Origin of the sequence: Salinicola salarius, from assembly GCF_003206135.1 — a bacterium.
Lineage (GTDB): Bacteria > Pseudomonadota > Gammaproteobacteria > Pseudomonadales > Halomonadaceae > Salinicola > Salinicola salarius.
Genome location: NZ_PZJT01000016.1, coordinates 99,440 through 114,442, shown reverse-complemented (window position 1 = coordinate 114,442; position 15,003 = coordinate 99,440). Strand labels below are relative to the sequence as shown.

Sequence of the window (15,003 nt, the reverse complement as noted above, 5' to 3'; positions counted from 1 at the left end):
TCGTCCATGGCTTCGGCTGGCGCAATCCGATTCTCGGTGGGCTGCTGCTGGCAGCGAGCGCGGTCATGTTCGTGGGCGCGCTGGCGGTCAATCGCCGTCGAATCCATCCTCCAGCCAAACTCTCGAAAGGCCCCTGGCAACGGCTTTCCAAGAGCTTGCTCGCCTATTCGGTGGGGATGTTCCTGATCAGCCTGCCGCTGGTGGGCATCGGCCCCGCACTTTTTGCCGGCAGCCTGTTCGCCATCGTGCTGATCGCGCTGGTGGGATGGGGCGTGCTGGAGTTGGTCGTCGGCATGGGCTGGGGCGGACCGATGAAGCACGCCTTCGCCGGCTCGATGCACCTGGCGTTCCATCGTCGCCCCGAGCGCTTCGATGATCAGCATCCCGGCGCGACCTTGAAAAAGACGCACGATGTCCATCGCGGCAGCCGGTCGACGGCGCTGTTCCCGCTCGACCTGACCGCGTCGAAGCTGGGCGTGGAAAAGCCGGCGGATTTCCAGTGGAATCAACTGCTGGGCTTCGATGCCTGCGTGCAGTGCGGGCGCTGTCAGGCGGTCTGTCCGGCATTCGCGGCGGGGCAGCCGCTCAACCCCAAGAAGCTGATTCAGGACATGGTCGTCGGCATGGCCGGTGGCTCTGATGCGCACTATGCCGGATCTCCATATCCGGGGATCGAGGTGGGCAAACACCAGGGGGCGCCGGAACAGGCCATCGTGCCGCAGCTTGTCGAGGCAGAGACGCTGTGGGCCTGTACGACGTGTCGAGCCTGCGTCGAGGAGTGCCCGATGATGATCGAGCATGTCGACGCCATTGTCGACATGCGCCGCTTCCTCACCCTGGAGCGAGGCGAAACGCCCGAAAAAGGCGCGGTGGCGATCGACAATCTGATCGCCACCGACAACCCCGGCGGACTGGACAACGCCTCGCGTCTCGACTGGGCGGCGGATCTGGAGATTCCGTGTATTCAGGATCGTCCCGAGGGCGTCGACGTGCTGCTGTGGCTGGGCGATGGCGCTTTCGACATGCGCAATCAGCGCACGCTGCGTGCATTGGTGAAGATTCTGCGCGCCGGTGACGTCGACTTCGCCGTGCTCGGCGATGAAGAGCGCGACAGTGGCGACGTCGCCCGACGGCTGGGCGACGAGGCGACCTTCCAGCGTCTCGCCGAGCGCAATATCGCCACGCTCTCGCGCTACCGCTTTCAGCGCATCGTCACGGCGGACCCGCACAGTTTGCACGTCCTGGGTCGCGAGTATCCTACCTTCGGCGGCGAGTATGTCGTCAAGCACCATTCCACCTTCATCGCCGAGCTGTTCGATGCCGGCCGGTTGAATGTCGCAACGCCCGAACGACGTGAAACGATCACTTACCACGATCCCTGCTATCTGGGGCGCTACAACGGCGAGTTCGCCGCGCCGCGCCAGATATTGTCGGCGCTGGGGCTCGACGTGGCCGAGATGCAACGGTCCGGGTTCCGCTCGCGCTGCTGCGGCGGCGGTGGCGGGGCGGCGCTTTCCGACGTGCCCGCCGATCTCCCAGGTCGCGCGCGCATTCCCGACATGCGCATGGAGGACGCGCGTGCAACGGGGGCCACTACGGTTGCCGTCGCCTGCCCGCAATGCACCGCGATGCTGGAAGGCGTGGTCGAGCCTCGGCCGCAAATCAAGGATCTGGCCGAGCTGGTGGCCGATGCGCTGGTGACGCCGGCATCGGCCGAGCCCGAAGCGAGTGTCGCTGTCTCGAGCCCGAGTCGCGAGGAGGAACCGGCATGAATGTCAGACGCATCGACCCCCACGCCGAACGGATCCGGCGCAATCGGCTCCACCCGCGCTATCAGGAGTTCATGCATCCGGCCTGGCGCTGGACCGGCCCCAATGGCGTGACACGAATCGATCCACATGCGATCGGCGCCGTCGGCCCCAACGGCATCAGGCGAATCGACCGCAGCGGTGCCGTCGTCGAGGCGCAGCCGCCGACATCATCTCCAATCGAGAGCGGGCCTTCGCGCCGTATGGTGGTGATCGACGATCCGGCCGGCTTCGTCATGGTGGTGCCGGAGTGCCCGGAAGGACGACTGAGCGATCATGATCGGGATCTGTTGGGTCTGGCCAGGCAGTTGGCCGATGGGCAGTCGCTCGCTGTCACGGCGGTCACATTCCAGGGCGCGGTGGCGGGGCTGGAAGACGCCGGCGCCGACCGCTGGATCGACCTGTCGGCATGCGTCGAAGGTGATTGTTACGATCCGGAGTCGCGTCTCGCGGCGCTGTTGAGCGTGGAGACGGCAATGACGCCACGGCATTGGCTGTTCGCGGATAGCTTCCCCGGTGGCGGCGATCTTGGTCGACGTCTGGCGGCGCGGCTTTCCCGCTCTTCCAGTCATGGCGCCAACGCGCGAGCGGCGACGCGGGTATGGCAGATCGCCGAGGGTCTTGGCCTGTCGCGGGCGGGAGGGCGGCAGGATATCCAGCGCGAACTCCCGCTTATTCTGCTGGCACTGCCCGAGTGCGCCGAGCCGGTCAGCGAGACACGGCACGAGGCGCGGCCAATATCGATCGACGCGGCCGGCTCCATGACCTCGGACATGACCGCGGTCGGAGTCGTCGATCTCGGTCGGGTCGCGGTGGATCCGCAGCAGATTCCGCTGGCCCAGGCGCCGTTCATTCTCTCCGCCGGTCGTGGTATCGGCGATTGGGCGGGCTTCCATCACGCCGCCGAGGTGCTGGGGGCCAGCGAGGGCGCCTCGCGGGTGGCCGTCGACGACGGCAACATGCCCCGCACCCGGCAGGTCGGGGCGACGGGAACGTTCGTCTCCGCCAGTTGCTACATCGCGGTGGGGATCTCCGGCGCGGTCCAGCATCTTCAGGGCATCGCCAAATGCCAGCGGGTCGTCGCGATCAACCGCGACCCGGGTTGCGATATGGTCAAGCGTGCCGATCTGGCGCTCATCGCCGATGGTGATGCCGTGCTGGCGGCCGTGTGCGCACGGTTGGGGAAGCCGATGGCCGATGTCCCTGCCACCGAATCTCGTGGAGAGCGCTATCATGACGCCGCCTGACGCTGCCGCATGCCCGGTCGTGGCGCTGGTCTCCAGCGGACATCATCCGGTTTCCGGGCGGCCGGGACGCGCCCGGGAGGATGCGCGAGCCGTCGAGATGGGCTTGACGCTGGCCGGGGCGCGCCTGCAACTCGTCCACGCAGGCAACGCCGAGGAGCCTGCGCTGCGCGACTATCTGGGTATGTATCATGGACTGGACGATTCCGCCGCCCAGGGAGAGCTGGCGCTGCTACCGATGACGACCGCCGACGATGCCGTGCCGTTGCTGGCGACATGGCTGGCGAACAGCGGCTGTCGGCTGGTGCTTGCCGGGCAGCGCGCCGAATGTGGCGAGGGCTCCGGGTTGCTGCCCTATCTGCTCGCCGAACGGCTGGGATGGACGATCGTATCCGGCGCCGCCACGATCGAAAGGGTCGGCGCGGATCGCGTCACTCTGCTGCAGGTGCTGCCGCAGGGGCAACGCCGCCGACTGGAGGTGTCGCTGCCTTGCTTGATCACTGTCGATGCTCTGGCGCCCCCTCCGCGCCAGAGCGCTTTCGGCCCGGCAAGACGGGGCCGCATTCATGTGGTCGACGGGCTGACCGCCGAAGAGGATTCGGCCAGCGGCGAATGGCGGTGGCAGCCGGCACGAGCCCGCCCCAAGCGGCTCAAGGTCGTCAAGTCCGGCAATGCGCGGGATCGCTTCCGGGCCGCGGCGGCCAAGTCATCGGCCGCCGGTGGCCAGGTGCTGACCGATCTGACCCCCGAACAGGCGGCCGATAGGCTAATTGCCTATCTGCGTGAAGAGAAGATACTGAACGATGAGATGCCGTAATCGAGCAGCTTCGGCATTCTCGACGAGGGCAGCTGGCCAGTGGACGACATGATCGCTCCTTTGCCAGCGCGAGAGGTGAATCAACGACCGAACGGGAGACGAGACATGATGATCGTCGATCTTATCGATGGGGAAGATTTTCGTCAGCGGCTGACCTCGCTGGGCGTGCGTATCCCTGAAGAGGCATGCCCCGAGACCTGTGCCCGGCTGGCGGCGGGTTGCCATCGTGCCAGGGGTGTCGAAGGGCTGGAGCCGGCCATTCGCGACCTGATGCAGCACACCGACGTGATGTTGCCGTCGGTCCGGGAGGCGATAGAGCGCCATCTCTTGCCCGCATTCAACGGCGCCTGAGCGCACCGCGATAGCTGCCGATTTCCCGGTATTGCCGACCCTTGCCTATGCTGAAAGATCGAGCAACGCGATAGAGGATAGAGCGCATGGCAATTGGTATCTGCACTTGGACGCTAGGTATCGACGATCTGGATCTGCTGCTGGACAAGGTGGTCGAACTGGGCTTCGACGGTGTCCAGATCAACGAACTGTGGGAGCGCGATACGCCGGCTGCGATCCGAGAAGCGCTCGATCGGCGTGGAATAGCCCTGTTGGCGGTGGACGCTCAGCGAATCGGGCCGCAGGCGGGCGAGGCGCCGGATGTCGCGCAGGGAATCGATGCCTATCGTCAGGTGATCGACCGCGCCGCCGAGCTGGGAGCGCCCATTGTCACGTTGCCGATCCTCTCGTTTTGGGTCCAGGGGCATCCGACGCCCTTCGATGCGCTGGTCGAAGCGTGTCGGGAACTGGCTGGCTACGCTAGCGAGCGGCAGATCCAGCTCGTCTACGAAGTCGCCAACCGCCAGGAGGTACCAATGATTCACACGGCGGAAGAGGGTAATCGTCTGGTGCGGGCCATCGATCGTCCCGAACTGGGGCTGATTCTCGATAGTTATCATATGAATCTGGAAGAGTCCGATCCCGTCGCCGCGATCGAATCGAGCCGTGATACGTTATCGATCTATCACGTCTCGGACTCGACGCGCGGCGGCATCGGTAGCGGGATGGTGAACTTTTCGGCGCAATTCGAGGCGCTGGAGCGGATCGGGTTCGAGGGGCCGGTAATCATGGAGTGCTTGCCGCCGATGCATGATCCGGGTTCGCCAGTGGCAAGCGATGGCAATCGCCGTATTCTGGAAGATGAACTCTCCCGCTCGCTGGAGATCTGGCGCAGCTACGCGGCCTAGTCCGTACCTCTTGCGTCGGTGACAAATGCTCGCGGCCGACGCTGCCCTTCCAAAGCGTTCCCCGTGAACAGCTCTCAGAGCCTCCGCAAACCCCACATGAAGTAGACGCCGCCGATCAGCGCGGCGATCAATCCCGCCGGCAATTGGTAGGGGAAGAACAGGTTCCTGCCCAGCCAGTCGGCGATCACCATTACCAGCATCCCCAGTAGTCCGGCACCGAGCAGTTGGTGGCGGGCGCCATGGAAGCCCATCAGGCGTGCCATGTGCGGGGCCATGAGCCCGATGAACGAGAGCGGGCCGATCACCAGCGTCGCCGCGACCGTCAGCAAGGCCACCAGCGCGAGCAGCACCAGGCGGCTCCGGTCCACGTCCATGCCCAGCGCCTTGGCGGTGGGGGCGCCCAGCGGCAGCAACGTGAGCCAGCGCTGCAACGGCAGCGCCAGCGCGAACAGCATGATCGCGATGACCAAGATCCAGGCGCTGGAGGTAAGGCTGGCGTAGTAGGTCGAGCCGCCCAGCCAGGAGAGCAGCTGCTGCGCACGCGGATCTTCACTGGCCAGCACGATGGCGCGCATGGCATCCAGCAGCGACGAAATGGCGATCCCGGTCAGCAGCAGCCTTTCCGGCGCGAAGCCACTGCGACGGTTGCAGACGATCAGGACCAGCAGGGCCACGGTCGCGCCGCTGAATCCCATCACGGACCCGCTGAGCGGGGCGATGCCCAGAGGCAGCAGCATCAGCGCGATGACGCCGATTGCCACGCCGGCGCTGATGCCCAGCACTTCCGGGCTGGCCATGGGGTTGCCGGTCATCCGCTGCAGCAGCGTGCCGGCGACGGCCAGCATCAGCCCGGCCGCTGCGGCGGTGGCGACACGAGGCAACCGCCAGTCGACGATCAGCGCCAGGTCGTCGATACCGGCCAGGCTGAGATATTTCGAGTGGCTGTCGAGCATGAAGCCGACGACGAGGGCCAGTGCGCAGGCGACGAGTGTCATTGCGCCCAGCACCCACAGGCGATGGCGAGGATGCGCAAGGCGCGGCAGCGTCAGGCCCGTGCTGGGTGTCGGCCGGGATCCGCCGACTTTGAGGCGTGGCAGAAGCCAGAGCAGCAGCGGAGCGCCGAGGGCCGCAGTCATTGCGCCCGTCGGCAGCAGGGAGGCGGTGAACGGCGCGAGCTGCTGTACGGCGAGATCCGTCACCGCAAGCAGGAGAGCGCCCAGGATCATCGACCAGACGAGTCGCTGGGGCAGCGTGCGGGCGCCGGACAATCGCGCGATAGCCGGCGAGGCCAGACCGATGAAGCCAATCAGCCCGATCGCGCTGACCACGCAGGCCGTGATGAAGATGCCCAGCCCCAGGCCGGCGAAGCGTAGCTTGCGTAGCGAGATGCCCAGGCTCCGGGCACCATCCTCTTCCAGATCGAGCAGCGACAGCGGGCGCAGCAGCAGAAGTGCCAGCAGCACCACGATAAACAGGCGCAGAAGCAAAAACTGCGTGTCGTGCCAGTTGTCCTGAGCGAGCGCCCCAGCTCCCCAGATGAATAGCCCCGACAGGCTCTCCTGATGGAAAAGCAGTAGCGCACTGTTGATGGCGCTGAAGTAGAGGCTGACCACCATGCCGGACAGCACCACCACCATCGGCGCCAGCCGTCGCTTCCAGGAGAGCGCGAAGACCAGCAGCGTTGCCGCGATGCCGCCCAGTAGCGCGATCCATTCGCGTCCGGCCAGCATCCAGCTCGGCGCCCATAGCGTGGCGATGACCAGCGCCAACTGCGCGCCGCTGGTGACCCCCAGGGTTGCCGGGGAAGCCAGCGGGTTGCGCAGTACCTGCTGCATCAGGCAGCCCGCCAGCGCCAGGGCGGCACCGCCCAGCAGCGCGACCAGTAGCCTCGGGGCGAAGGTATAGTGCATCACGATCTGCCGAATCTGGTCATCGTCCGGAGAGAGGATCGCCTGCCACCAGTGTCCCGAGAGGTCGGCAAACTGAGTCTGCAAGGTGGCGGCCCCCAGGCACATCGCCAACAGCAACAGGGCTAGGGCGAACCAGGCCGGCGAGCGGGCACGAAGCGTCATGGCGCGCCTTCCTCGGTTGCCGGGTCCGCGGGCGGGATCCTGTCGCTGACGGCGACCAGCGAGCGGGCGAGCCGCTGCAGAGAGATCAACCCGCCGTAGGGCCAGATGGGCTCGATGAAGCTCACGCGACCTTCACGCACCGCCGGCAGATGCTGCCAGATCCGATTGTCTTTCAGTGCCTCGCCGACACCGCGTGGATACGGTTCGATGACGACGATCCGTGCATCGGGTCGCTCGGCCAGGCGGTCGATCGGGATGCTGGCATAACCCCAGGCATTGGTGGGGCCCGTCCAGGCGTTGGTCAGATCGGTGCGGGAGAAGAGCGTGCCCACCATGTTGCCGTGGCCGAAGACACGCACGTGCTGCGCGTCGCTGAACTGGACGATGTAGAGCGGCGCCTTGAAGCCCTGCAATGCCCGGGCTGTCTCTTCCAGCACCTGATCGGTTTCGGCGATCAACGCCTCCGCCTGCGGCTCGCGGTCGGTCAGCTGCGCGATTTTGCGGGTCATGGCCAGCGTCGCTTCGTAAAACGGCGCGTCGGTATAGAAGTTGTCGATCATCCTGACCGGCATCAGCCGTTCGAGACGGGCATTGTCGCGGGAGAACAGCGCGCTGGTCAGCAGCAGATCGGGCGGATTCTGGGCCAGCAGTTCGAGATTGGGCTCGTTGCGCAGGCCGATATCCAACGTCGAATCAGGAATCGGGGGTGCCTTGACCCAGGCGTTGTAATTGGGGATATCGGAAACCGCATAGGGCACGACGCCAAGCGCAATCAGCGTTTCCGCGACCGTCCAGTTGGCGGCGGCGATCCGCAATGGCGGCGAACCGGCATTCGCTGGCGTGCTCGCAAGCGCGGTAGCCAACCCCAGCAGCACGGTCATGGCGAGTGCAAGGAGAGCAGGGATAGGACGGGCACGCGACAAGATGACGGGTTCCTGGCAACGGGAAACGATGACGCAGACGCCCGCTGACTCGAGAGGGCGCTGGAAGCGGCGTTGGGCGGTGATGGTAGATCGAATGACAATCGTTATCAATCGAGGAGAGTGAGCGAAAGCGAATTGCTGATACACATAGTAATGATTGTTATTTACAATGATATGCGAGAATAATCGCCGGTCGGACGCCGCCGGCTTCCACCACGTCATGAACGGGCACTCGATCCGATGAAATCAGGGAACACCTTTGCCGCCGTCGGCGGTTCGTTGCTGTTGATCTACGCCGGAAATGCTCTCGCGCAGGAGTCGACAGTCAACAACGATACGGTGGTCGTTACCGGGACGGCGCTCAAGGTCGATACGCCGCTGCTGGAAACGCCACGCGCGACCTCCGTCGTCAGCGACTCGGAACTGGAGAAACGATCGGTCAACAGATATGACCAGGTGCTGCGTTATCGTTCCGGCGCACTGTCTTCGCCCTATGGTAACGACGCCAAGGCGGACTGGTTCTTTTTTCGGGGGTTCTCGGGCGAGGATTCGACCTATCAGGATGGCTTGCGTCTGTTCCGCGAGGCTGGCTACCTGTGGTGGAAGACCGAGCCGTTCGGCCTCGAACGGGTCGATTTTCTGAAGGGGCCGGCCTCGATTCTCTATGGTGAGGCGCCTCCCGGCGGTATCGTCAACGCCGTCAGCAAGCGGCCGACGGAAGAGACGCAAGGGTTGTTCGAGATCCAGGGCGGTAACAAAGGGCATCGCCAGGTCGGCATCGATACGTCCGGTCCGGTCACCGACAGCGGTGATGTGCGCTACCGTTTTGTCGGTCTGTTTCGAGATCAGGACGGTGAACTCGATGGCACCGATAACGAGCGGGTCTATTTTGCTCCGAGCCTGGCGGTGGATCTCTCCGATGACACCACGCTGACGCTGCTGGCCAGCTATCAGCGCGATCACGGCACGCCCGCCAACGTATTCTATCTGCCTTACGGCTCCGTCAATGATACGCCTTTTGGCAAGGTGGATCGGGATACGGACCTCGGTGACAACGACAACGATCGTCTCGAGCATGAGCAGATCGCGGTTGGCTATGAGCTCGAGCACACTTTCAACGATACCTGGGAATTCCAGCAGAACGCACGTCTCGCTTCCCTGGACCTGTTTCTGCGAACCGCTTACCCCTCGTATATGCTCGATGATCGTACCGCGCAGCGTGGCCTGACCTATCGCGACGGTAGCTACGACGCCTTTACCATCGACAACCGCATGATCGGTAGCTGGTATACGGATAACACCGAAAACACGTTGTTGGTGGGCTTGGATTATCAGCATCTGGATGCCGACTATCTCAGTCGCGACAACTTCGCCTACGACACCATCGATATCTTCGATCCTCACAATAGCGGTGTCGGTGAACCCGGCGATCCGACCTACTACGATCAGGGCAAGGAGCAGATCGGCGTCTATGTGCAGGATCAGTTGCGCCTCTACGATCGCTGGATTCTGCTCGCCGGGGCACGGCACGATAGCGTCGACGTGACCAACAAGCAGGACGGCGGCGAAGACCAGAGTTATGACGATACCCAGATGTCCTACACCGGCGGGGTCATGTATCTGGGCGACTACGGGCTGTCGCCGTATCTAAGCTACAGCGAGTCATTCACGCCCAATATCGGCAATGACCTGAACGGTGATGCCTACCAGCCTAGCGAGGGTAAACAGTGGGAGCTAGGGCTCAAGTACGCGCCCAATTGGCTGGACGGCTATGTCACCGCGGCCGTGTTCGATCTCAAGGAGAGCGACACGCTCTATCCCAGTGGAGGGGCTTCCAGCAACCAGGGCGGGGAACGTCACTCGCGCGGTTTCGAACTGGAGGGCGTGGGCTACGTCACCGACAATCTTCAGGTTACTGCGGCCTATACTTATACCGATGTGACGTTGGATGTCAGCGATACCCAGAAAGAGCTTCGTGCCGGACTGATTCCGCGCCATCAGGCATCGCTATGGCTGGATTACGACTTTGCACAGGGTGCGTTGAAGGGGGTGGATCTGGGTGCCGGGGTGCGCTATGTCGGCACCAGCGTGGACTCGCCTCAATACAGCGACACGAAAGTGGCGGCCTACACGCTGTATGACGCGATGGCGAGCTACGATATCGATTCCCACTGGACCGCTCAGGTCAACGTGACCAATCTGACGGATGAAGATTATGTCAGCGGCTGTGACTACTGGTGCTACTACGGTGAGTCCCGCAGCGTTATCGGCAGTCTGAAATATCGTTGGTAATACAGTTTCCGCACCGAACGAGAGCCCGGCCCAACGCCGGCTTTGTCGCCAATCTCAGGCGCCCCGGACGGGGCGCCTTTTTCGTTGGTGAGTCCGTCGGTGGGTCCCGGACTGGACGAGATAGAACTATTGCGAAGCGACCTGCAGGTGGCTCGGTGTCTCGACGCCGAGATTGGCCCTTAACGTTTCGCTGTACCAGTCGATGAAGTCGATCACGCCGAATTCGTAGGTCTTCGAATAAGGTCCCGGCTGATACGCCAGCGAATTGATGCCGAGCTGGTTTTCCTCGGCAAGACGCCGGTCCTGGTCGTTGGTGGCATCCCAGACCTGGCGCAGGCGCTCGGGGTCATAGTCGACCCCTTCGACGGCATCCTTGTGAACCAGCCATTTGGTGGTGACCAGTGTCTCCTGCGGGCCCAACGGCAATACGCGGAAGACCACGGCGTGATCGCCCATGAAATGGTTCCACGAATTGGGCAGATGCAGGATGCGCAGCGAACCCATGTCCGCGTTGGGAATACGCCCCATCAGTTTGTTGCAGCCGGGTTTGCCATCCAGGGTCATCGAGACGACGCCGTCGATCAATGGCGTGCGGGTGAGGCGGTTGCGCTTGCCGAAGCGCGCCAGTTGCCAAGGTACTTCGCAGGCGGTCCAGTCGGCCTGCTTGCGGGCGACCAGATCGCGATATTCGCCGGTGGAGCGCGGATCGTCGGTGTCGTCGAATTCGATCAATGAGTTGAGCAGTTCCGGGTGCGCGCCGTTGCAGTGGTAGCACTCGCGGTTGTTCTCGATCACCAGCTTCCAGTTGGCGCGCTCGACGATGTTGGACTCCACCGCGACCTTGACGTTATCCATCTCGTAGGGCGAGAGGTAGTGTTCCAGCGAGACGAGAAAATCGTCGATCGGTTCCGGGTCGTCGCTCAGGTTGATGAACACGAATCCGCCCGCGCTCTTCACCGCCACCGGTTTGAGACCGTAGGCGCTCATGTCGAAATCGGTGCCCATGTCGCTGCCGGCGAACAGCAGCCGGCCGTCGAGTTCGTAGGTCCACTGATGGTAGGGGCAGACCAGCTTGGCGACCTTGCCCTTGTCCTTCAGGCAGAGCCGCGAGCCGCGGTGGCGGCAGACATTGTGAAATGCGTGGATACGATTCTCGGCGCCGCGCACCACGATGACGGAGTTGCTGCCGATCTCCACCTTGAAGAAGTTGCCCTTGGCGGGAATTTCGCAGCTCATGCCGGCGAACAGCCACTGTTTTTCGAACACGTTCTGCATGTCCAGTGCGAACAGGCGCGGGTCGTTGTAGAACGGCTGCGGCAGCGAGAAGGCAGGGGCACGCTGGTCCAGCATGTCGGCCACGGCCTGACGGGTACTGGCGAGAGAATCCTCCAGGCTATCGCGTGGAAGTGGTGACATGGTCGCATCCTCATCAATGACAGATATGGGTCGTTTCCGTATGTCGCGGCGGGAACGACATGAATGGCAGGTGGCGGCGATGATTCATCCTTTGGGCGAAGTGTCGCTTAGGTGTCGGCCATGAGATTGTCCACCCGCGACATTCGTCGATGTCAGGCCGACCGGCAGGTACAAATGCTCACTGTCACATCACCGGTCGATACCGGAGCGCCGATGGCACTGCGTGGGCGTCACGATAGGTAAGTTTTCGTTTCTGCATCGAGGTTTTGGTGGCGGCTGGGGTTGGTTGGCATGCCTGTGTCGCTGATGGGCAAGTCGGCCGGCCTCGGCGTGCGCAGAATCCGCTCATGAGGATAATTCACCGGAAGCGGCGGTGCGGGCCGATGTCGTCTCGCCAGCGCCATCTTCCTCCGATCGAGCGCGGTGACGATGCAATTCTTCAATCCGGTCAATACGCAAACCTGGACCAACGGCCGCCATCAGGTGCGGTGCGTCAAGGTCATTCAGGAAACCTGGAACGTGCGGACGTTCTGTTTCATGGCCGACCAGCCGGTGATGTTCTTCTTCAAGCCGGGGCAGTTCGTCACGCTGGAACTGGAGATCGCCGGGCAGCCGGTGATGCGCTCCTACACGATTTCCAGTTCACCCTCGATACCCTACAGCTTCTCGATCACGGTCAAGCGCCTGCCGGGTGGCCAGGTTTCGAACTGGCTCCATGACAATCTCAAGGTCGGCGACCCGATGGTCGTTCACGGGCCAGTCGGTGATTTCAACGTCATCGATCACCCGGCGGAGAAAGTGTTGATGCTATCGGGAGGGGTCGGGATCACGCCGTTGATGTCGATGACGCGCTGGTTCTTCGATACCAATGCCGCCGTCGACCTGGAGTTCATCCATTGCGCTCAGGCGCCCAACGACATCATCTATCACCGTGAACTGGTGCACATGTTCTCGCGCCTGCCGGAGTTCCGCCTGCATATCGTCTGCGAGCGCAGCGACGAGCTGAGTCAGGCCTGGTCCGGATTCCGGGGCTACCTGACGCGGCAGATGCTGACGTTGATGGCGCCGGACTATCTCGAGCGGGAGGTATTCTGCTGCGGACCGACGCCTTTCATGAAGGCGGTGCGTCAGGTGCTGCTGGAAGACGGCTTCGACATGTCGCGCTACCACCAGGAGTCCTTCGGCGCGACGCCGCTGAGCGTCCAGGAGGACGTGCTGGAACTGGCCGAGCAGGCCGAAGCCGACGCCGAGGAGGTCGATACGGCGACGCTGATGCCGGTGGAGTTCACCGGCAGCGGCAAGAGTATCCGCGTCAGCGAGAACGACACGATCCACTCGGCGGCGGCCAAGCTCGGCCTGCATATTCCCAAGGCCTGCGGCATGGGCATCTGCGGCACTTGCCGCGTGATGAAGTTGGAAGGCGAGGTCGAGATGGAGCACAACGGCGGCATCACCGAGGAAGACGAAGCCGAAGGTTTCATTCTCTCCTGCTGCTCGAAGCCGAGAGGCAAGGTCGTGATCGATTTTTGACCCGTTGTGCCGGCGCGGTAAGCCATAAGCTCCAAGCTGAAAGAAGAGCAAATCGTTGGCTACGGGCTACGGGCTACGGGCTACGGGCTAGAAGAAATTGCGAGCTTTCCGCGGGGGCGATGCGGTTTTTTCCGCTCGCGATTTCGACCATTGGATGCTGGCACTGTCGTCGTTGCGTCACCCGATGGCGCAACGAGAAAGCCTCGGAGCGACGAGCGCTCTTACGCTGGCTACGGCATGCCTTCCTCGAAAGACCGTGATGAGAGAGACCATGATTCGAGCGGCCATCGAGAGGGCATCCAAAGACCAGTCACAGGAGTTCACGCCATGTCTTCACCCGCCAATCGCGGCGTCGTCTTTCGCGGCGCCGGCAAGGTCGCCGTCGAAAGTATTCCCTTCCCCGAGCTAGCCCTCGGTAGCCGCCAATGCCATCACGGCGTCATCCTCAAGGTCGTGACGACCAACATCTGCGGCAGCGACCAGCACATGGTGCGTGGTCGAACCACGGCGCCCGAGGGCATGGTGCTGGGTCACGAAATCACCGGCGAGGTGATCGAATGCGGTCGCGACGTCGAATTCATCAAGGTCGGCGACATCGTTTCGGTCCCGTTCAACGTCGCCTGCGGCCGCTGCCGCAACTGCAAGCGTGGCGATACTCATATCTGTCTCAACGTCAACGGTGACCGTGCTGGCGGTGCCTATGGGTACGTCGACATGGGCGGCTGGGTCGGCGGCCAGGCCGAATACGTGATGGTGCCTTATGCCGACTTCCAACTGCTCGTCTTCCCCGATCGGGAGCAGGCGATGGAGAAGATCCTCGATCTCACCATGCTCTCGGATATCTTCCCCACCGGTTTCCATGGTTGCGTGACGGCTGGCGTCCAGCCGGGATCGACAGTCTATATCGCCGGTGCAGGTCCGGTCGGGCTGGCTGCCGCGGTTTCCGCGCAACTGCTGGGTGCCGCCTGCGTGATCGTCGGCGACATGAACGACAAGCGTCTGGAGCAGGCGCGAAGCTTCGGCTGTGTCGGGCTCGATCTCAAGCAGGACGCCAGCATGTCCGAGCTGATCGAGTCCGTGCTGGGCGTTCCCGAAGTCGACGCAGCGGTGGATGCGGTGGGCTTCGAGGCCAACTGCCACGGCCATAACCATGCGCATGAACAGCCGGCGACGGTGCTCAATGCCGCCATGGAGATTACCCAGGCCGGTGGCCGGGTCGGGATTCCGGGGCTCTACGTGACCGAGGATCCCGGCGCAGAGAGCGAGGACGCGAAGCAAGGCAATCTTTCGATGAAGTTCGGCCTCGGCTGGGCCAAGGCGATGTCGTTTCACACCGGGCAGACACCGGCAATGCGCTACCAGCGCCAATTGATGCAGGCGATCCTTCACGACAAGGTGCAGATCGGCCGTGCCGTGAACGTCCAGACCATTTCGTTGGACGAAGCGCCGCAAGGCTATGCCGCCTTCGATGGGGGCGCGGCCAAGAAATTCGTGATCGATCCGCACGGGACGCTCAAATAGCCACGAGCCACGACCAGCACCGATTTCGGTGCGCGATGAAAAGCAGCCGGCACCGTTTTTGAGCGGTGTCGGCTCATCGGTATTTGGCGAGCCAGTTCGAACGGGTCACAATCGGACACGATTCCAAGAGACCCACGAGAGC

General features: G+C 63.2%; 11 protein-coding genes. 8 read left to right on the top strand and 3 right to left on the bottom strand.

The features are described 5' to 3' along the window. The 5 genes from DOM32_RS14825 to DOM32_RS14805 all read left to right on the top strand — a co-directional run. A partial coding sequence (locus tag DOM32_RS14825) for a DUF3483 domain-containing protein (protein WP_110635797.1) occupies positions 1 to 1,772 on the top strand: 1,772 nt, incomplete at its 5' end. Beyond that, a complete protein-coding gene (locus tag DOM32_RS14820; protein WP_110635794.1) occupies positions 1,769 to 3,055 on the top strand; it encodes an electron transfer flavoprotein subunit alpha/FixB family protein in 1,287 nt (428 codons plus the stop codon). The genes DOM32_RS14825 and DOM32_RS14820, both read left to right, overlap by 4 nt. Then, complete coding sequence (locus DOM32_RS14815; protein WP_110635791.1) at positions 3,042 to 3,869, top strand: electron transfer flavoprotein subunit beta; 828 nt, start codon at positions 3,042 to 3,044, stop codon at positions 3,867 to 3,869. The genes DOM32_RS14820 and DOM32_RS14815 overlap by 14 nt, the downstream gene beginning before the upstream one ends. Positions 3,870 to 3,974: 105 nt before the next feature. Next, positions 3,975 to 4,220: a hypothetical protein gene (locus DOM32_RS14810; protein ID WP_071230300.1), complete on the top strand. Its 246-nt coding sequence runs from the start codon at positions 3,975 to 3,977 to the stop codon at positions 4,218 to 4,220. A gap of 86 nt (positions 4,221 to 4,306) precedes the next feature. Then, entirely contained in the window at positions 4,307 to 5,107 is an 801-nt protein-coding gene (locus DOM32_RS14805; RefSeq protein WP_110635789.1) for a sugar phosphate isomerase/epimerase family protein, read from the top strand. Between the two features lie 74 nt (positions 5,108 to 5,181). Here the strand turns inward: DOM32_RS14805 and fhuB are convergent, their stop codons facing one another. Further along, positions 5,182 to 7,179, bottom strand: coding sequence for a Fe(3+)-hydroxamate ABC transporter permease FhuB (gene fhuB / locus DOM32_RS14800; protein WP_110635786.1), 1,998 nt, complete (start codon positions 7,177 to 7,179; stop codon positions 5,182 to 5,184). Beyond that, positions 7,176 to 8,102: an ABC transporter substrate-binding protein gene (locus DOM32_RS14795; protein WP_157957084.1), complete on the bottom strand. Its 927-nt coding sequence runs from the start codon at positions 8,100 to 8,102 to the stop codon at positions 7,176 to 7,178. Before DOM32_RS14795 ends, fhuB begins: the two co-directional genes overlap by 4 nt. Before the next feature lie 240 nt (positions 8,103 to 8,342). On the opposite strand from DOM32_RS14795, the gene DOM32_RS14790 reads away from it, so the two are divergent. Next, positions 8,343 to 10,394 carry a TonB-dependent siderophore receptor gene (locus tag DOM32_RS14790; protein WP_110635780.1) on the top strand — a complete coding sequence of 684 codons (2,052 nt, stop codon included), beginning with the start codon at positions 8,343 to 8,345 and terminating at the stop codon, positions 10,392 to 10,394. A gap of 126 nt (positions 10,395 to 10,520) precedes the next feature. Here the strand turns inward: DOM32_RS14790 and DOM32_RS14785 are convergent, their stop codons facing one another. Next, on the bottom strand, positions 10,521 to 11,810 hold the full coding sequence (locus DOM32_RS14785) for an aromatic ring-hydroxylating oxygenase subunit alpha (protein WP_110635777.1): 1,290 nt from the start codon (positions 11,808 to 11,810) through the stop codon (positions 10,521 to 10,523). 429 nt (positions 11,811 to 12,239) lie between these two features. Here DOM32_RS14785 and DOM32_RS14780 point away from each other — a divergent pair, with 429 nt between their 5' ends. Further along, a complete protein-coding gene (locus DOM32_RS14780) occupies positions 12,240 to 13,340 on the top strand; it encodes an FAD-binding oxidoreductase (protein ID WP_416221224.1) in 1,101 nt (366 codons plus the stop codon). Positions 13,341 to 13,667: 327 nt separating this feature from the next. Then, a complete protein-coding gene (fdhA, locus tag DOM32_RS14775) occupies positions 13,668 to 14,861 on the top strand; it encodes a formaldehyde dehydrogenase, glutathione-independent (protein WP_071230306.1) in 1,194 nt (397 codons plus the stop codon). The last annotated feature ends 142 nt before the right edge of the window (positions 14,862 to 15,003 follow it).

Excerpts from the sequence above, each read along its gene's own strand:
- DOM32_RS14820 (WP_110635794.1), top strand. The coding sequence starts at position 1,769 with ATGAATGTCAGACGCATCGACCCCCACGCCGAACGGATCCGGCGCAAT.
- DOM32_RS14815 (WP_110635791.1), top strand. The coding sequence starts at position 3,042 with ATGACGCCGCCTGACGCTGCCGCATGCCCGGTCGTGGCGCTGGTCTCC.
- DOM32_RS14810 (WP_071230300.1), top strand. The coding sequence starts at position 3,975 with ATGATGATCGTCGATCTTATCGATGGGGAAGATTTTCGTCAGCGGCTG.
- DOM32_RS14805 (WP_110635789.1), top strand. The coding sequence starts at position 4,307 with ATGGCAATTGGTATCTGCACTTGGACGCTAGGTATCGACGATCTGGAT.
- fhuB (WP_110635786.1), bottom strand. The coding sequence starts at position 7,179 with ATGACGCTTCGTGCCCGCTCGCCGGCCTGGTTCGCCCTAGCCCTGTTG.
- DOM32_RS14790 (WP_110635780.1), top strand. The coding sequence starts at position 8,343 with ATGAAATCAGGGAACACCTTTGCCGCCGTCGGCGGTTCGTTGCTGTTG.
- DOM32_RS14785 (WP_110635777.1), bottom strand. The coding sequence starts at position 11,810 with ATGTCACCACTTCCACGCGATAGCCTGGAGGATTCTCTCGCCAGTACC.
- DOM32_RS14780 (WP_416221224.1), top strand. The coding sequence starts at position 12,240 with ATGCAATTCTTCAATCCGGTCAATACGCAAACCTGGACCAACGGCCGC.
- fdhA (WP_071230306.1), top strand. The coding sequence starts at position 13,668 with ATGTCTTCACCCGCCAATCGCGGCGTCGTCTTTCGCGGCGCCGGCAAG.